We start from the raw sequence: 17,674 nt of genomic DNA, 5'->3' as shown, positions 1-17,674 counted from the left end.
TCAGAAGGCGGTGATCGTCCGCGGCGCGCGCTCGGCCCGGCTGAGCGCGCGCAGCACCGCGGTCGGGCCGTGGCGGCGGACGGCCAGGCGGGACAGCAGGTCGACGACCGTCTCGACCGCGGACGGCGGCACCGGCGGCGCCTCGACCCCCACGCTGACCGCGAGGTCGTCGGCGTGCACGGCGAGCTCCATCATGCGGGTCACCAGCAGGTCGTCCAGGCGCATCGACCACGGCCCCCACAGCGGGATGCGGGCGGCGCGGTCCGGCGCCGCGGCGGGCAGGCCGGCGGCGAGGGCGTCCACCGCGGCGTCGTACCGGTCGGCGAGCGCCCCGGGCCCCTCCGCGCCGATCTGGTCGCCGCCCCGCCGGATCCGCACGTTGATCTCGGCGTCGAGGTCGGCGCCGATCCACTCCACCCGGCCGTAGTGCTCCATCAGCGTGATCACCGGCTCGGTCGGCTCCGGCGCGGCCAGCACGTCCGGCAGCGCCAGCACCTGGTAGGCGAGATGCCCGGCCAGGCCGCCGACGCTGAACTCGGCCAGCGCGCTCGGCCCGCCCCAGGCGGCGGCCACCGCGGGATCACGGAACAGGGGCGCGACAGCGCGGGCGGTGGCGATGAAGTCGTCTCGGGTACCCGTCATGGAGAAGATTTTCGGATTTTCTCGCCGGCGGTGTCGATCCCGGGCCGGCCCGGTCGACGCGTGGATAGGGAGGCGCATCCGGCGCCGCCACGCACCGTAAGGAGATCGGACCATGCCGACCAAGGCCGGACCCCGCACCTGGCTCGCGCTCGCCGTCCTCTGCCTGCCCACGATGCTCGCGGTGGTGGACCTCAACGTCCTGTTTCTCGCGCTGCCCAGGCTCAGTGCCGACCTCGGCGCGGGCAGCACCGCCCAGCTCTGGATCATGGACATCTACGGCTTCATGATCGCTGGCTTTCTCGTCACGATGGGTAACCTCGGCGACCGGATAGGCCACCGCAAAGTGTTGCTGGCCGGCGCCGCGCTCTTCATCGCCGCGTCGGTGCTGGCCGCGTACTCCACGTCGGTGGCCTCGCTCGTCGGCGCCCGCGCGGTGCTCGGCGTCGCCGGCGCCACCGTGATGCCCTCGGTGCTCGCGCTGATCCGCCAGCTCTTCACCGACCCGAAGCAGCTCGGCGCCGCCTACGGCATCTGGGGCACCGCCATCATGGTGGGCGTCGTCGTCGGCCCGTCCGTCGGCGGGCTGCTGCTCGACGCGTTCTGGTGGGGCGCCGCCTTCATGATCAGCGTGCCGGTGATGGGCCTGCTGCTGGCGACCGGCCCGTTCCTGCTGCCCGAGTCGCGGGAGCGTACCGGCGGCCGCCTCGACCCGCACAGCGTCGCGCTGTCGCTGGCCGCCATCCTCCCGTTCGTGTACGGCCTCAAGGAGATCGCCCGCGGCGGCCCGGACACGCCGGCGGTGGCCGCGGTGGTCGCCGGCCTCGCGTTCGGTGTCCTGTTCGTGGCCCGGCAGCGGCGCCTGGCCAGCCCGCTGCTCGACCTGCGCCTCTTCGCCGACCGCGGGCTGCGCGGCGCGCTGACGCTGGCGTTCGTGCTCGCGTTCACGCTGGCCGGCGTCGGCCTGCTGGTCACGCAGTACCTTCAGGTGGTCAAGGGGTTCAGCCCGCTGGCCGTCGGCCTGTGGCTGCTGCCGCCGTCGCTGGCGATGATCGTGGCCGGCAACGTGGGCCCGGCGCTGGCCCGCACCGTCCGCCCGGCGTACATCTTCTCCGCCGGCCTCGTGCTCGCCGCCGCTGGCGCGCTCGCCATCACCCGCATCGGCCCGGCCGCCGGCATCGGGTGGCTGATCGCCGCGCTGTTCGTGCTGTACATCGGCACGAGCCCGATCGGCGTCATGGCCAACACGATCATCATGACCTCGGCCCCGCCGCGGAAGGCCGGCTCGGCCGGCTCGCTCTCGTCGACCAGCGGCGAGTTCGGGCTGGCGCTGGGCGTGGCGGTGTTCGGCTCGGTCGCCACGGCCGCGTTCCGCGACCGGATCGCGGTGCCCGCGGGCGTGCCGGCCGACCTGTCCGGCACCGCGGGCGAGAACGTCGTCGGCGCCACCACGGTCGCCGGCCAGCTCCCCGGCCAGGTGGGCGCAGACCTGCTGGATTCCGCGCGGGTCGCCTTCACCGGCGGGATGGATCTCGTGTTCGCGGCGGCGGCGGTGCTGTTCGTGGCGCTGGCGGTCGTGTCGGTGGTGACGCTCCGGCACGTGCCGGCCTCGGGCACACCCGCCCCGGCCGCGGACCCCGAGCCGGAACTCGCGCTGAGCGCCGCCTGAGGGTCGAGGGCGCGTGGCCCGCTGCCAGCACGCCACGCGCCCTCATCAAGACCCCGGCGCCGGTCACCGGGGACTGATCGCGCCGGTGAGGGTGCGGACCATCATGCGGAGGACTTGGTGGCGCGACTCGCCCTGCTCGCCGACGTAGCTCCACGCGGCGTACAGCTGGGACCACAGCACGGTCTCAAGCCAGCTCGCCGGCAGGTCGGGGTCGATCGAGCCGTCGCGGTGGCCGCGCTCGATCGCCGCCTTGAAGTGGTCTTGCGAGGTGCCTTGCTCGCCCCAGTCGACGTCCTCCAGGCACTGTGGATCGCTGAACACGACGGAGAGCACGTCGCCGAGGTCGAAGAACTCCTCGCAGAGACGGCGCAGGGCCTCGGCGCCGGTGCCCTCGTCGAGGCGGGCCCGCTCGGTGGCGCGCTTGAGCCGGACCACGCACTCGGCCTGGACGGCGTGGAGGAGGTCGGAGCGCTCCGGATAGTACCGGTGGAGGGTGGTGCGGCCGACGTCGGCGGCCGTGGCGACGTCGCCGAGTGGGGCGGACAGGTTTTTGCCCAGGACCGCGATGGCGGCGTCGATGATCGCCTGCCGGGTGCGGGCGCGGCTGGCCGTGTCGTGCGTGTCCACCACGTGAGCAGGCTATCAGTGTCCCTATACGGAATTCCACTTGACCGTAATGGAACAACTGTGTTCCACTCGGCGGATGGGGCCACGCATCCGCACTCTCGCGTCCTTTCTCACCCCGCACACGCCGACGCTGGTGGTCGGCCTCCTCCTCGGCCTGGTGGCCAACGCCGCCGGCCTCGCCACCCCGATGGTCACCAAGTGGGTGCTCGACTCGCTCGGCGGCTCGATGGCCTGGCCGCTCACCGCGCTGATCGCGCTCGTGGTCGTCGGGGCCGGCATCTCGCTGCGGCAGTGGATCCTGATGGGCACGCTCGCCGAACAGGTGATCCTCGACGCCCGGGTGTCGATCATCCGGCGCTACTTCGCGGCGACCGTCGGCGACCTCGCCCGCCGGCCGAGCGGCGAGCTCGTTACCCGGGCGACCTCCGACACGGGGCTGCTGCGCGAGGCGTCGAGCAGCATCGTCGGCATCGTCAACAGCTCCCTCGCCATGCTCGCCACCCTCGTGCTGATGGGCGTGCTCGACCTGGTGCTGCTCGGCTGCACGCTCGCCGCCGTCGTGATCGTCGGCGCCATCATGGCCACGCTCATGCCCACGATCGCCAAGGCGCAGGAGGCCGCGCAGGAGTCGGTCGGCCGGCTCGGCGGCACGCTCGACGGCGCGCTGCGCGCCATCCGCACGGTCAAGGCCAGCCGGGCCGAGGCCCGCCAGAGCGAGCGGATCGTCGCCGACGCGCGGGATTCCGCCGAGTACAGCATCCGCGCCGCCCGCCGCACCGCGGTGGTGTGGACCATCGCGTGGACCGGCATCCAGCTGTCGGTCATCGCGATCCTCGGCATCGGTGCGTGGCGGGCCGACCGCGGGCTGCTGGAGATCTCCAGCCTGATCGCCTTCCTGCTGTACGCGTTTCAGCTCATGGGCCCCATCACCGAGCTGACGCAGAACGTCACCGCCCTCCAGGCCGGCGTCGCCGCCGCGGCCCGCATCCGCCAGATCGAGGCCATCGAGGTCGAGCCAGCCTCACCGCCCGCGGCGCCCGCACCGCGCCAGGAGCCGGACCCGGCCGGCCCGATCCTCGCCCTCCGCGGCGTCACCGCCCGCTACGCGCCGGACACCCCGCCCGCGGTACACGACATCGACCTCGACATCCCGCGCCGCGGCCACACCGCGATCGTCGGACCGTCCGGCGCGGGCAAGACCACGCTCTTCTCGCTAATGCTCCGCTTCCTGGAACCGGAGAGCGGCGAGCTGTTCCTCGACGGGCGGGCCTACCGGGCGTACGGGCACGGCGACGTGCGCGCCCGTCTGGCCTATGTGGAGCAGGAGACGCCCGTCGTGCCCGGCACCATCCGCGACAACCTGCTCTTCACCCACCCCGACGCTACCGAGGAGGAGCTGCGGGCGGTGCTCGCCGCCGTGCGGCTCGACTCCAAAGTGGACGGCCTCGACGAGGGCCTGGACACCCCGCTCACGTCGAGCGCGGTCTCCGGCGGGGAGCGCCAGCGCATCGCGTTGGCACGGGCCATCCTGCGTACCCCCGACGTGCTGCTCCTCGACGAGGCCACCGCGCAGGTCGACGGGCTGACCGAGGCGGCGCTCCAGGAGTGCATCCGCGAGCGCGCCGCGGCGGGCGCGGTCGTCACCATCGCCCACCGCCTCTCCACCGTGCTCGACGCGGACTCCATCGTGGTGCTGGAGGAGGGCAGGATCCGCGCCCAGGGCACGCACGCGGAGCTGCTCGCCACCGACGACCTGTACCGCCGGCTCGTCGAGGCCCTGCGCATCGCGGGGTCAGGGCTCGTGGCGGCGGATGCATGACGCGTAGCGCTCCCTGAGGGCGGCGTTGTGCGCGTCGCCGGCCTCGACGTTTTCGGAGATGTAGACCGGCGGGTCGATGCCGCGGGCGACCAGCGCCGCGCAGATCTCCGCGGTCAGCAGCTGCGCGATCAGCACGCTGGTCATCGTCGAGGTGGGCACGATGCGGGCGCCACCGGGCAGCTCGTAGGCGGCGTCTCCGGGTACGCCGCAGTTGTCGATGACGACGTCGGCGAGCTCGAAGAGGCGTTCACCGGCCGGGTCGCGCGTGGGCACCGCCTCGCTGTGCGCGAGCGAGGTGACCGCGACGACCCGGTTGCCGTTGCGGCGGGCGAGCCGGGCCATCTCCACCACCGCGCCGTTGATGCCGGAGTTGGAGGCGATGAGGAAGACGTCGGCCGGGTGGATGTCGTGCAGCGCCCCACACCCGGTGGGCGAGCCGCGGGTCGCGTTCCTTGGTGGGGTCGAGGATCTCCTCGGGGTCGGCCCCGCCGTACATCACGACGTCCTTGATGGACAATCGCCTTGCGCAGCGTCATGCGGGCCACCGACCAGCGCGCGGCCAGCTCCCGCTCGGCGGGGATCCGCTCCCCGGTGGGCAGCGAGTCGATCAGGTCGAGCAGGCGGGCCCGCGCCTCCGCCGCCTTGTCGGCACCTCCGGTCAGCACGTCCCACCTCCTCCCGGACGATCACCGCTGAGGGCACCCGTAAGCACGCCAAGGGGCCGTGGGCTAGACCACCACGCCGATTCCCCTAGACCACGACCACGCCGCGCACGCTCCGCCGGGGTCCGTCTGGTCTAATCTGGTACAGCCCTTGTGGGCCCCGGCCAGGCTCGTGATGATGTTGCGATGCGCCGTGTGCTCTCCGCTGTCCTCGCGCTCCTCTTCGCCGGTACGGTCGCCGTGCTCGCCGCCGCGCCCCCCGCCCTGGCACACGGCACCCTCGCGATGTCGACGCCCGCCGAGGGGTCCACGGTGGCCGAGCCGCTGACCGCGGTGGAGCTGTACTTCACGGAGAAGGTCGCCTCGAACGCCTACTTCACGATCACCGCACCGGGAGGCGGGCGGGTCGACAACGGCTGGACGTACGGCTCGCCCAAGCCGCTGGACAAGCCGGTGCGCGAGTACTTCATGGTCGAGGGCAAGTTCGAGCCGCGCGAGTTCACGACGGGCTTTCCCGCGGTGGTGACGGTGGCGCACCTGCCCGCCGCCGGCCAGTACTCGGTGAGCTACCTGTCGGTCGCCTCCGACGGCGAGCCGGTGCGGGGCACGATGAGCTTCCGCTACAACGGCAAGGCGACGGCGGCGCCGCAGGGCTGGAGCCCACCGACCAACCAGCCCGACCCGTCCCTCGTCGCGGCCGCCGAGCAGCACGGCTCGACCGGCGGTTCCGCGCCTCCACCGGCGTCCGCCCCGTCGTCCGCCGCGGCCGCCCCGCCGCCCGCCGCCGCCCCGTCCGCCGAATCGGGGGACGGCGGTGGCTCGGGCTGGATCGCCTGGTCCGGCTGGGCGGTGGCGATCGCGGCCGCCGTGGCCGGCTTCGTGGGCTGGCGCCGCCGGCCCGCCCCGGCGGCTCGGCCCCGCCCCTCCGGCGCGGCGTCCGGAAAGCGCGGCGGCTCCCGCCCGAGCGGCTCCGGCCGCGGCGGCCCGGCCGGGTCGGCCCGTGGCGGCGGCTCGGCCGCGTCCGGCCGTGCCGGCGGCCCGGCCGCTTCCGGGCGCCGCGGCGGCTCGGTCGCGGCGGCTGCGGGTGAGGGTGGCGCCGGCTCGGGCGCGGTGGCCGCGGGTAAGGGTGGCGGCGGCTCGGCGGGCCGGCCGGCGGTGCCCGCGGCCCGGAAGACCGGCGCGGTCGTCACGGCGGCGGTTTCCGCGCCGCCGGAGGAGGCCTCCAGCCAACCGTCCGATGTGGATGAAGCCGCCACGGCGCCGTCCGGTGTGGAGGCTCCGGCGGGCGGCGGCCTGACGAACACGCGGCTGGCGTTGCTGGCGGGCGGGCTCATCGTGGCGCTCCTGGCCGGCTTCGGGCTGGGCCGGCTGGGCAGCGGTGACGACCGGCCCGCCGGCGCGCCCGCGGGCACGCCGCCCACCGCCACGGAAGGGGCGGTGAGCGCGGGCGACGGGCACCAGCATCCGGCCGGCACGGGCGCGCACAGCCATCCCGGCGACGGCTCCACCGGCGAGGCGCAGGCGGCGGGCACCACGGTCAGCGGCGGCGGATACACCCTTCAACCCGAACGCCGCACCCAGGCGGCGGGCGCGACCGTGGACTACCGCTTTCGCATCGTGGGCACGGACCGGCAGGCGGCCACCCGCTTCGCGGTCGTGCACGACAAGCCCTTGCACATGATCGTGGTGGGCCGCGACCTGTCCGGGTACCAGCACCTGCACCCCACCATGGCCGCCGACGGCACCTGGAGCGTTCCCCTCACGCTGGCGAAGGCCGGCGGCTACCGGGTCTACGCCGACTTCTCGGTCACCGCGGCCAGCGGCACCCAGGTCCCGCTCGTGCTGGGCGTCGACCACCAGGTGCCCGGCGCGCACACCCCGGCCGCACTCCCGGCCGCGGCGAAGCAGGCGACGGCCGGCCCGTTCGCGGTGTCGATGGAGGGCACCCCCACCGTCGGCGTGACCGCCCCGATGTTCTTCCGGGTCAGCCGCAGCGGCGCGCCCGGCCCGTCACAGCTGGAGCGCTACCTCGGCGCCTACGGCCACCTCGTCGTGCTGCGCGAGGGCGACCTCGGCTACGTCCACGTCCACCCGGAGGCGGAGCTCGTCGACGGGGCGGTCAAGTTCTGGCTGACGGCACCGAGCGCCGGCCGCTACCGCGCGTTCTTCGACTTCCAGGTCGCCGGCGAGGTGCACACCGCGGAGTACACAGTGGACATGCTCTAGAGACCTTTCGGGGTCGGGGTGGCTTTGACCACCGAATCCCCTATTTGGACAGAGATTTGAGCTACCGCGACGTCGGTCGTGGTCCAGACCGCTGCTCCCGCGGCCTCACCCGTCCGCCGTTGGTCGCGGCCGGGAGGAAAGGGGGCGGGGTGATGGAGCTCGTGCCAGGCGGTGGTCGACGTTTGTCCACAATGTCTGTTCCCGGTCGGCTATCCGGGAAAGCAACGGGGTTTTCGTCGCCGAGCGTAACCGCCGCGAGGGTGTGAGCGGCGCGAGGTTCGAGATCTAGGAGAGTTTGGGCGCTATCTCAACCCTAAGTCTCCTAGATCTCGAAGTCTGGCCCGTTTGGCTGGTTACGCCGCGTCAGGATGGCGGAGGAAGGGGCCGCGTAGACCCGTTCGGGCCCGCGGGAAAGCAACCCCAAGAAAACGCTCCGCCGCGCTCCACGTTTCCCCGGGGACCCCGCGCATACGGTCCGCCGCTGACGCGGACCTGGGCAAATCTGCCTCGACGCAACGCCACGACGAGCGGCGACCCTGACCCCGAAAGGTCTCTAGTTCAGCTTGTCGTCGGCCTTCATCCCGCTGCGGCCGGCTGCCATTTCGCGCAGGACGCCATGTGTGGTGTCGTCCAGCTCGATGGTCCCGGCTTCTTCGTTGCTCCGGCGCGTGGCCCGCGATCTCTCGCCCGGGACGACGACGGATCCTCCGCCCGGTCGCGGAGAGCTGTTTCGCACCTCCGAAAGCAGACGATCCACCATTTCGGGAGCGTCGCCACCCATCGGTTCGATCGCGATGAACACCGCGCCCAGATCGTACTCGTCATGTACCTGAAGCCCGGTGCGTGCTCCCGTCAGCGCCCCGACGAGCGCTTCCAGCGCTATGCACAGGGCCGACCCCTTGGCGCCTCCGAAAGCCATCACGGCCTCTGCCCGGCTCGGCTCGGCAGTCTCGTGACCGGCGGCGTCTAGAAAGGCTCCGGACGGCAGGGCCCGGCCCTCCAACTCCGCCTGGCGGATCTCACCCCAGACACGCTCGGCGGTGGAAAAGTCGACGACGAAGGGCTCGCCAGGTGTGGGAAATCCGAAAGCGATGGGATTGGTGCCGAGAATTGGCTCGCCCGATCCGAACGGAGCGACGGCCGGCGGTCCGGCGTTGTTGCTGACGATTCCGACAAATCCCCTGTCGGCTATGATCTTGGCATAGGGGATCAGTCGACTGAACCTGGCGAAGTTCTTGAGTCGCACGATCCCGATGCCACCCGCGACAGCCAGATCGACGGCGAGTGCGCTGGCGGTGCGCGCCGCCAGCTGGCCGATCTCCCTGTTTCCGTTGATCAGTGCGGTGGAGCCACGCCGCATTTCCACGACCGGTTCGCCCGCTCGGCCGCTCAGCGCGTTGTCCAGCACCAGGAACTTCCCGACGCCGTGTGTCCTCTTTCCCTCGAGCTCCGCGTCCATATAGTCGTCGACGACGAACTCCGCGGGCTCGCCAGAAATGCCACGATGGTCAAGGGCTTTGATCATCAGGTCCCTGACCTCTGCCACCGTCATTTCCATGTGGAGACCTCACCATCCCTCGGGGTCCGACAGCAACCGGCCGGTTCATCGAGCTCGTCGACGTGCCGCGAGTCTTCAGGGGCCGAGGATCTCGGCGACCGTGTCCTGGTCGTCGGCGTCGTGGGCCTCCAGGAGGGCGGCGAACCGTTCGGCGGACAGGATGCGGACGCCGAGCTGCTCGGCCTTCGTGGCCTTGGAACCGGCGCCGTCGCCCACCACGACGAGGTCGGTCTTCTTCGAGACCGAGCCGGACGACTTGCCGCCCAGCCGCTCGACGGCCTCGTTGCCCTCGTCGCGGGTGAGGCCGGGCACCGCGCCGGTCACGACCACGGTCATCGGGCTGCCGTCGGCGCGCTGCAACGGCAGTGCCGCCACCGAGGTCTCCAGCGGCTCGGCCATGTTGACGCCGCGCTCCACGAGCTTGGCGATGAGCGGGGTCAGCTCGACGAGCTCGGCCGCGATCGTCACCGCGCGCTCCGGGCCCACGCCGTCGACGCGTTGCAGGTCGTCGACCGAGGCGGCCAGCAGCGCGTCCATCGTGACGAAGTGTCTGGCCAGGCGGCGGGACATCGAGCGGCCCGTCATGCGTACCCCGAGGGCGGTCAGCACGCGCGACAGCGGCTGGCCCTTGGAGCCCTGGATGTTGGCGACCAGCTTGGTGGCGGAGACCTCGCCTAGGCGTTCCAGGGCGGCGAGGGTGGGGACGTCGAGGTCGTAGAGGTCGGCGGGGTCGGTGACCAGGCCCGCGGAGACGACCGCGTGGAGGATCTTGTCGCCGAGGCCCTCGATGTCCATCGACGTGCGGGCGACGTAGTAGGAGAGCGACTCCGCCGCGCCGCACGCCCGGCCGGACGTGCACCGCCACCGCTTCTGCGAGCGGTCGATCTCGCCGCCGCAGCGCGGGCAGTGGGTGGGCGGCTCGAACGCCACCGAGTCGGCCGGCCGCAGGTCGAGCTGGGCGCCGGTGACCTCGGGGATCACGTCGCCGGCGCGGCGGACGAAGACGGTGTCGCCGGCGCGCACGTTGCGGCGTACCAGGTCGTCGAAGTTGTGCAGGGTGGCCGAGGTGACGATCACGCCGCCGACCTGTACCGGCTCCAGCACCGCCACGGGCGTGATGACGCCGGTGCGGCCGACCTGCACCTCGATGCGGAGCAGCTTGGTGGTGCGGGTGTCGGCCGGAAACTTGTACGCGACGCCCCACCGCGGCGCGCGGCTGGACGAGCCGGCCCGCTCGCGGTCGGCTGGCTGGTCGGCCTTGATGACCGCCCCGTCCACGCCGTAGCCGAGCGTGCCCCGCGTCGCGGTGACCTCCTCGACCGCGGCGGCCACCTCGTCGACCGTGGCGCAGAGCTTGTAGGCGGTGGTGGCCACGCCCAGCTCCGCCAGCCAGGCCATCGCGGCCGACTGCGCCATCGGCTCGGCGACGCCGTGCACCGAGTACGCGAAGAAGGAGAGCGGGCATTCGTACACCCGCTTGGGCGCGCGGAGGGTGCCCGCCGCGGCGCTGCGCGGGTGCGCGAACGCCGGCTCGCCCGCCCCGGTGCGCATGACCTGCGCGGCGGCGAAGTCGTCGTCGGTCATGAAGACCTCACCGCGCACCTCGACCGTCACCGGCTCGCGCAGCCGCTCGGGCAGGCCGGCCGCCCGGCGGGCCTGGGCGGTGACGTCCTCACCCGCGCGCCCGTCACCCCGGGTCGCCACCAAGGTCAAGATCCCGTCGGTGTACCGGGCGGCGATGGCCAGCCCGTCGATCTTCGGCTCGACCGTGTAGCCGGCGACCGGGCGCCCCAGGATCCGCTCCAGCCGCGCCGCCCACTTGTGCAGCTCGTCGGAGCCGAAGACGTTGTCGAGGCTGAGCATCGGCTCGCTGTGCGTGATGTCGCCGACCACGCCGCCGCCGGCGCCCACCGCCTCGGTGGGGGAGTCGGCGGCCTTCCACTCCGGACGGGCCGCCTCGGTGGCGGTGACCCGGGCCATCAGCCCGTCGTACGTCGCGTCGTCCATGGCCAGGTCGGGACCGCTGTAGTACGCCTCGGCGGCGGCCCGGATCCGCTCGACCGCCGCGCGGTACTCCTCGACGTCCGGGAACGGCGCCGCCTCCGCCGCGTCCACGACCGGATCGACCGGATCTACCAGCTCGCGCATGCTCCCCCGCCCTTCAGCCTCGCCTGTACCGCGCTCATTGTGGCTGCTCGGGGCCGGTTCGCGCGAACCGCGGCCCGGGCTGGGGTGCCGGGCCGGGGTGCCTCCGCGGGTGTCGGGCCGCCTCTGTTGGGGTGCTTGTGACAGCGCTCGGGGTGGCAGTATGCAGCCGTGCTTGAGCGACTCGACGATGTCGACTGGGACCGGATCTGCCACGCCTACGGGCCAGCCTCCGACGTGCCCGACCAGATAAGAGACCTGTGCGCCGCAGACCCCGACCGGCGGGAGAAGGCGCGCTGGCAGCTGTGGGGCAACATCTTCCACCAAGGCACCCGCTACGAGGCGACGGCCTACGCGGTGCCGTTCATGCTGGAGGTGCTCGCCGACCCGGACGGCGCCGACAAGGCCGAGCTGGTGCTGCTGCTGTCCGCCATCGCGGTGGGCTACGACTCGTACTGGCTGCCCGACGGGCTGCCGATCGCGGAGCACCGCCGCATGGCCGAGGGCGGCGGCATGCTCCTCGCCGCCGCGCCGCACCCGGGCGACGACGACTTCGACGAGGACGAGGGCGACGCGGAGTACATCGAGGCGCTGTCCGAGCGGGAGCAGGAGGCGATGCTCGCGCACGTGGCCGTCGCCGCCCACGAGGCCGTGCGGCAGGGCGTGCCGCTCTTCCGCGCGCTGCTCGGGCACACCGACCCGGAGGTGCGCGCGGTCGCGGCCTACGCGCTGGGATGGTTTCCGGAGGACGCCGCCGGCAGCGTGCCCGTCCTCGCCGCGCTGGCCACGTCCGATGTGGACGAGCCGCTCGCCGCCACCGCCCGGGTATCCCTCGGGCTGCTCGGCGTGGCGACCGGCTTCGACGACCCGCGGCCGTTGGTGCGGTGGGCCACCGCGGTCGCGCGGATGCGGGTGTACGGCGCGGGCGCGGGTCAGGAGACGGTCGACGAGCTGCGGACCTGGGCGCGCGGCTCGGGCCGCGACGAGCGGGTGCCGTACCTCGACGGCGACCTCGTCGGGTACGCGACGCTGGTGCTCGACGGCCTGGAGGAGCAGGCCTCCTGACGAACAGCGCACGTTGGAAGGTGCGCGCCCGGATCCGTCCCGGAAGACTCGGGCCGGTGTCCACCACCACGCAGCGGGCGGTCCCCGCCGTCGACGTCCGTCCGCGGTCGCCCCGGCTGTGGCGGGTGATCCCGCTCAGCGTCGCGGCGGGGATCGCACTGGCGGTCCTCTGGTCGTACGAGCTGGTCGACAAGGTGATCGGCGACAACGTCGCGAACACGCTCCTCGGCCACGACGCCAAGGAAACGGCGATCGGCGGCACGGTCGCCGGGCTGCTGTTCGCGTTCGTCTCCGGTCTGGCCGGCACGTTCACCGCGTGCAACATCGCCATGGCGGCGTCGATCGGCCCGATGAGCCACGCCGGCGCCGCCGCCGGTGACCGCCGCCTCGGGCTCGCGGCCCTGCTGCGCCCGGTCGGCTGGCTCACGCTCGGCCTGGTGGCCGTCTCCGGGGTGTACGGCTTCGTCGGCGTCCTGCTCGGCGACCGGCTCCCGCAGCTGTCCACCGGGACGGTCGGCGACATGCCGGTGCGGATCGTCCAGTCGTCGGTGGTCTTCGGCGTCATCGGGCTGGCGTTCGTCTACCTTGGACTCGCGGCGCTCAGGGTGGTGCCCGACCCGTTCGAGCGTCACCCGGCCGGCCGGGTGGTCGCCCTCGGGGTGCTCGTCGGCGGGTTCCTCATCGGGCGCCCGTACCCGCTGTTCAACAAGCTCTTCCACTGGGCGGTGGACACCGGCAACCCGATCTACGGCGCCGGGGCGTTCATCCTCCAGTCGCTGGGCAACGTGGTCGTCGTGACCGCCGTCTTCGCGCTGGTCGTGGTCGCGAGCCGGGGGCGGTTTCTGCGGTGGCTCGCGGCCAGCCCGTCCCGCACCATGCTGATCACCGGCTCGCTGATGGTCGCGCTGGGTGTGTTCACGGTCGTGTACTGGGACATCCGGGTGCCGTCGATGTTCGGGTTCGGCTGGTTTCCCCGGATGCCGTACAACTGACGGCCGTCGCCGGGTCGCCTCAGCCGAAGGTCCAGCGGGTGGGTGAGCCGGTGAAGTCGGCCTCCACCATGCCCAGCGCCCACGACGGCGTGAAGCGGTAGGTCGCGTTGGTGAGGAAGAAGTCGACGGTGAGCTCGCCGCCGTACTTGGCGTTGAACCGCTCGGCCAGCAGCGCGTTGGCGTCCCGCCCCGGCTCGCGCACCACTGTGCCCTCCAGGACGACCGGCTCGTTGGCGTCGCTGGTGGTCACGGTGGCGCGGGGATCGCGGTCGAGGTTGCGCGCCTTGCGCGAGCGCGGCCCGCAGCTGAACCACACCGCGTCCCCGTCCCACACGCCCCACACCGGGGTGACGTTGGGCCGGCCGTCGGGATGGATCGTGGCGACCCAGTAGTCGTGGGAGCGGGCGAGGCGCGCGGCCGCCCACTCCCAGGGCAGCAGCCCGCTGCCCCCGGTCGGCGCGGCGACGCCGTAGTCGGGCATGTGTGGCCGGCTCGCGGTGGGCACGCCGCCCACCCTACGCCGCCCCGGCGCCGGTGCGGCTCCGCGCGCCCGCCGGCCGTCGCCGCTTTGCCAACCCGCCGGGACCGGCGCGGCTATGCGCCCGCCGGCCGTCGCCGCTTCGCGAGCCCGCCGGGACCGGCGCCGCTTTGCGAGTCCGCCGGGACCGGCGCCGTCTTGCGAGCCTGCCGGGACCCGGGCCGTGATGACGCCGTCATGATCTGGCGCTGAGGACCCTCCGGAGTCTGGCCTGAGGCCGCCCGCCGCTGGGGCGCCGGCCTCGACCGAAGGAGTAGATCATGATTCGACGGATCGGCATCGTGGCCGCCACCATGGTGGCGCTGTCGATGGCCGCCGTGGGCGTGGCCTCGCCCGCGTCCGCGGTGATCACGTGTAACGGGCTGGTGGAGACCGTCAGCGGAAACACCGGCACGGGCGGCGACGACGTCATCATCGGCACCGACGGCAACGACGTCATCGACGGCCAGGGTGGCGACGACACGATCTGCGCGCGCGGCGGGGTCGACAACGTGTACGGCGGGCGGGGCGAGGACCTCATGTTCGGCGGCCCCGGCGCGGACTTCATGTGGGGCGACTCGGGCTCGCCGAGCGCGGTGTTCGGCGACGCCGACCGGATGTACGGCGGCGACGGCGAGGACTACCTCGACGGCCAGATCGGCGGCGACGACCTCAACGGCGAGGCCGACAGCGACACGCTCCTCGGCGGCGACGGTCCCGACGATCTGGACGGCGGCACCGGACAGGCCGAGACGACCGGACCGGTGAGCGACGTGTGCCGGGGCGAGGGCGGCGCCAACGACGACTACGTCAACTGCGAGCAGATCATCGACTGACACTCTCCGCGAGCCAACGCCGGCGGTACAGCCCATCGGGGTCGAAGCGTTCCGCTTGCCTCTCCGGGTTGAACCGCCGGTACGGCTTCGTGTCGTTGCCCGTGCCGGCCACCCACTGCCAGTTGCCCCAGTTGTTGGCGACGTCGGCGTCGATCAGCCAGCGGGCGAACCAGGCGGCGTCCTCCCGCCAGTCGATCTCCATGTCCTTGGTGAGGTAGCTGGCGGTGACGAGCCGGGCCCGGTTGTGCATGAAGCCCTCCGCGACCAGCTGACGCGCGCCGGCGTCCACGATGGACACACCGGTGCGCCCCTCCCGCCACGCCTCGAGCGCGGCCGGGTCGTCCCGCCACCGCTCGACCGCCCCGCTCCGGTAGGCCCGGCGAGGGACTCGGCGAGGAAGCGCCGCCGGTTGGCGGAGGACCGGATGCGCGGGTCGAGGACGAACAGCGGCACCACCCGCTCGGCTGCGGCGCAGGCGGCGTGCAGCGCGGGGTTGTCGCGTACGCGCAGGTCACGGGTAAACAGGACGACAGCGGTCCGCATCACGACCTCCTCGCGGCGGGCAGCCCGACCGGCGTGCCGGGCGGTGTGAGCAGGCACCGGGCCACCATGGCCAGGCGCCGCCGGTTGGGCACCACCGCCCGGCGCGCGAACACGTCGTAGTCGGCCCGCCGCACCTCGTCGAGGATGCCGCCGTACAGGTGGAACGCGGCCCGGATGCACGCCTGCGAGGTCGGTGCGAGCATCGGCACCCCCGGCGCCGCCGCGGCGTAGTGCGCGCGGGCACGCTCCACCTCGTACCCGATGAGGGCCTTGACGGCGGGTGAGGCGGCGCGGCGGTCCGCGGCGGCGCGGAGGTCGGCCCGGGTGACGCCGAAGAGCTCCAGGTCGGCGCGGGGCAGGTAGACCCGGTCACGGTCGAGGTCCTCGCCGACGTCGCGGATGAAGTTGGTGAGCTGGAAGGCGAGGCCGAGCTGGCGGGCCGGATCGCGGGCGAGCGCGCGGTCGGCCGGATCGAGGATGGGCAGCATCATCGTGCCGATCGCGGCCGCTGAACCCTCCATGTAGGACAGCACGTCGTCGTACCGCGCGTAGTCACGGACCTCCAGGTCCATCGCCATGCTCGCGAGGAACGTGGCGAAATCGGTGCGGTCCATGCCGAAGACCTCGATGGTGTGCAGCACGGCGGGCAGGAGCGGGTCGTCGACCCGCTCGCCGGCCAGCCCCGCCACGAAGCGGTCGGACCACGCGCGCAGCCGCCGGGCCCGCTCGGCCGTGGAGAGCCCGTCGGTGCTGTCGACGATCTCGTCCGCGTAGCGGGTGAAGCCGTAGAGCGCATGGACGTGGCGGCGCTTCCACGCCGGGAGCAGGCGGGTGGCGAGGTAGTAGCTGCGGCCGTGCCGGCGGTGCAGGGCACGGCAGCGCGCGTACGCGGCGGCGAGTGCTGGCTCCATCGCGCTTCGTTTCCCCAATCGACGTTCCACTAACCGACGCAATAAACGACGCAAGCCGGCCCTACGATACCCTGACCCAGTGAACACGGCGCCCGGAGACGGGCTGAGCGCGGGCGAGGTGGCCCGCCGGCTCGGCGTCGCGGTGACGACGCTGCGCAGCTGGCACCGGCGATACGGCCTGGGTCCCGACCGGCACGAGGCGCGGCACCACCGGCGGTACACCGGGGAGGACCTCTCCCGCCTCGAGGTGATGTGCCGCCTGACCGGCGAGGGCATGCCCGCCGCCGAGGCGGCCCGCGCCGCGCTGGCGGTGCACCCCCTCGACGAGGTGCGCGCCCACCCCGCGACCGCCGCCCGCGCCGGCGGCGGCAACACCATCCCCGTCGGCGGCGCCGGCCCGGAGGCGCGCGGCCTGGCCCGGGCGGCGATGCGCCTGGACGTCGCCACGATGACAAGTGTGATCACCCGCACGATCGCCGAACGCGGCGTGGCGCACACCTGGGACCACCTGCTCCGCCCGGTCCTGGCCGGCGTCGGCGAGCGGCACGCCGCCAGCGGCGCGCTGGTCGAGGTCGAGCACTTGCTGTCCCGCACGATCTCCGACGCGCTCGCCGCCGTGCCCCGCCCACCCGGCGCGCCCGCCCCGCGCACGCTGCTCGCCTGCGCCGACGACGAGCAGCACAGCCTCCCGCTGGAGGCGCTCGCCGCCGCCCTCGCCGAACGCGGCCACCGCTCACTGCTGCTCGGCGCGCGCGTCCCACCCCGGGCACTGGCCGCGGTGGTCGCGCGCCTGGGGCCGACGGTGGTGGTGCTCTGGTCACACGCGCCGCCTACCGCCGACCCCGGCCAGCTGGCCGGCCTGCGCGGGACCCCGCTCGTCGCCGCCGCCGGCCCTGGCTGGCCCCCGGAGGGCCTGCCCGCGGCGGTCACCCGCCCGTCCAGCCTCGACGAGGCGCTTGAGCTCACCCTCCGCTGGCTGCCGGCGGCCGGATAGGCCGTTCCCCGCCAGATCTTCTCAGGCGAATTTTCAGGCAGTTTGCCCACGTCCGCGTCACCTGCGGGCCGTATGCTCCCGCGGGCACCGCTCCCGGCCGGCGGCTCGCGGGGCGAGCCGAGTTCCCCGGCCGTCCACTGCCGGCTCCGCGTGACAAGCTCGCCCACCCGCCGGCATCCTGACGCAGCGTCACCAGCTGCGGGGTCGGGCTTCGAGATCTAGGACGCTTAGGGTTGAACTGGCGCACCAACTCTCCAAGATCTCGCATCGTGCGCCGTTCACTCCGTCGCGGCAGTTGCTCATGGTGACGACACCGTCGTTCGGTCTGTTGCTCGCCGTCTCGGCAAGGGGCATTGTGGACAAACGGCCGCCCGCGCGGTGCGGGCTTGTCGCGCGGACGTGGCAGCGGAGGTCGGGGGTCTCGGCGAGCGCTGCGAGCCGCCGACCGGAGCGGTCTCCGGCGGGAGCGGC

Annotated in this window: 14 protein-coding genes and 3 pseudogenes; 7 read left to right on the top strand and 10 right to left on the bottom strand. The window is 73.2% G+C overall.

What is annotated here, in order from left to right; translation table 11 throughout:
• Positions 1-642 carry a maleylpyruvate isomerase N-terminal domain-containing protein gene (locus AC5L36_RS17240; RefSeq protein ID WP_441217176.1) on the bottom strand — a complete coding sequence of 214 codons (642 nt, stop codon included), beginning with the start codon at positions 640-642 and terminating at the stop codon, positions 1-3.
• A gap of 112 nt (positions 643-754) precedes the next feature.
• Here AC5L36_RS17240 and AC5L36_RS17235 point away from each other — a divergent pair, with 112 nt between their 5' ends.
• Positions 755-2,308 (top strand): MFS transporter, encoded by a 1,554-nt coding sequence (locus AC5L36_RS17235; protein WP_441217175.1) that lies wholly within the window; start codon positions 755-757, stop codon positions 2,306-2,308.
• A 63-nt stretch (positions 2,309-2,371) separates the two neighbouring features.
• Here the strand turns inward: AC5L36_RS17235 and AC5L36_RS17230 are convergent, their stop codons facing one another.
• A complete protein-coding gene (locus AC5L36_RS17230) occupies positions 2,372-2,938 on the bottom strand; it encodes a TetR/AcrR family transcriptional regulator (RefSeq protein WP_441217174.1) in 567 nt (188 codons plus the stop codon).
• Between the two features lie 73 nt (positions 2,939-3,011).
• On the opposite strand from AC5L36_RS17230, the gene AC5L36_RS17225 reads away from it, so the two are divergent.
• A complete protein-coding gene (locus tag AC5L36_RS17225) occupies positions 3,012-4,754 on the top strand; it encodes an ABC transporter ATP-binding protein (protein WP_441217173.1) in 1,743 nt (580 codons plus the stop codon).
• On the opposite strand, the gene AC5L36_RS17220 is transcribed toward AC5L36_RS17225, so the two are convergent.
• Positions 4,728-5,159, bottom strand: a complete 432-nt coding sequence (locus tag AC5L36_RS17220; protein ID WP_441217715.1) for a sugar isomerase domain-containing protein — start codon at positions 5,157-5,159, stop codon at positions 4,728-4,730. The genes AC5L36_RS17225 and AC5L36_RS17220 overlap by 27 nt on opposite strands.
• Positions 5,160-5,281: 122 nt before the next feature.
• A pseudogene (locus AC5L36_RS17215) lies at positions 5,282-5,419 on the bottom strand (hypothetical protein); the annotation flags it as partial.
• Positions 5,420-5,602: 183 nt separating this feature from the next.
• On the opposite strand from AC5L36_RS17215, the gene AC5L36_RS17210 reads away from it, so the two are divergent.
• On the top strand, positions 5,603-7,642 hold the full coding sequence (locus tag AC5L36_RS17210; RefSeq protein ID WP_494908396.1) for a copper resistance CopC family protein: 2,040 nt from the start codon (positions 5,603-5,605) through the stop codon (positions 7,640-7,642).
• Between the two features lie 553 nt (positions 7,643-8,195).
• Here AC5L36_RS17210 and AC5L36_RS17205 read toward each other — a convergent pair.
• Together AC5L36_RS17205 and ligA are read right to left on the bottom strand one after the other, a co-directional pair.
• Positions 8,196-9,200, bottom strand: a complete 1,005-nt coding sequence (locus AC5L36_RS17205) for an Ldh family oxidoreductase (RefSeq protein WP_441224974.1) — start codon at positions 9,198-9,200, stop codon at positions 8,196-8,198.
• Between the two features lie 75 nt (positions 9,201-9,275).
• Positions 9,276-11,348 carry an NAD-dependent DNA ligase LigA gene (gene ligA, locus AC5L36_RS17200; protein ID WP_441224976.1) on the bottom strand — a complete coding sequence of 691 codons (2,073 nt, stop codon included), beginning with the start codon at positions 11,346-11,348 and terminating at the stop codon, positions 9,276-9,278.
• 168 nt (positions 11,349-11,516) lie between these two features.
• Here ligA and AC5L36_RS17195 point away from each other — a divergent pair, with 168 nt between their 5' ends.
• Positions 11,517-12,410 (top strand): HEAT repeat domain-containing protein, encoded by an 894-nt coding sequence (locus AC5L36_RS17195; protein ID WP_441224978.1) that lies wholly within the window; start codon positions 11,517-11,519, stop codon positions 12,408-12,410.
• A 56-nt stretch (positions 12,411-12,466) separates the two neighbouring features.
• Positions 12,467-13,402, top strand: a complete 936-nt coding sequence (locus AC5L36_RS17190) for a hypothetical protein (RefSeq protein WP_441224979.1) — start codon at positions 12,467-12,469, stop codon at positions 13,400-13,402.
• Positions 13,403-13,421: 19 nt separating this feature from the next.
• Here the strand turns inward: AC5L36_RS17190 and AC5L36_RS17185 are convergent, their stop codons facing one another.
• On the bottom strand, positions 13,422-13,907 hold the full coding sequence (locus AC5L36_RS17185) for a pyridoxamine 5'-phosphate oxidase family protein (RefSeq protein ID WP_441224981.1): 486 nt from the start codon (positions 13,905-13,907) through the stop codon (positions 13,422-13,424).
• 293 nt (positions 13,908-14,200) lie between these two features.
• Here AC5L36_RS17185 and AC5L36_RS17180 point away from each other — a divergent pair, with 293 nt between their 5' ends.
• Positions 14,201-14,755: a calcium-binding protein gene (locus AC5L36_RS17180; RefSeq protein ID WP_441224983.1), complete on the top strand. Its 555-nt coding sequence runs from the start codon at positions 14,201-14,203 to the stop codon at positions 14,753-14,755.
• On the opposite strand, the pseudogene AC5L36_RS17175 reads toward AC5L36_RS17180, so the two are convergent.
• The 3 genes and pseudogenes from AC5L36_RS17175 to AC5L36_RS17165 form a co-directional block, all read right to left on the bottom strand.
• Positions 14,745-15,131, bottom strand: a pseudogene (locus AC5L36_RS17175) (FAD-binding domain-containing protein); the annotation flags it as partial. The gene AC5L36_RS17180 and the pseudogene AC5L36_RS17175 overlap by 11 nt on opposite strands.
• 62 nt (positions 15,132-15,193) lie before the next feature.
• Positions 15,194-15,298, bottom strand: a pseudogene (locus AC5L36_RS17170) (deoxyribodipyrimidine photo-lyase); the annotation flags it as partial.
• The gene (locus AC5L36_RS17165; protein WP_441224984.1) at positions 15,298-16,209 is read right to left on the bottom strand and encodes a phytoene/squalene synthase family protein; all 912 of its coding nucleotides are present in this window, start codon (positions 16,207-16,209) and stop codon (positions 15,298-15,300) included. The pseudogene AC5L36_RS17170 and the gene AC5L36_RS17165, both read right to left, overlap by 1 nt.
• Positions 16,210-16,288: 79 nt before the next feature.
• On the opposite strand from AC5L36_RS17165, the gene AC5L36_RS17160 reads away from it, so the two are divergent.
• A complete protein-coding gene (locus AC5L36_RS17160; RefSeq protein WP_441224985.1) occupies positions 16,289-17,203 on the top strand; it encodes a MerR family transcriptional regulator in 915 nt (304 codons plus the stop codon).
• Positions 17,204-17,674 lie beyond the last annotated feature (471 nt).

This window comes from Phytohabitans sp. LZ39, assembly GCF_059359075.1.
This window is presented reverse-complemented; position numbering and strand designations above follow the sequence as displayed.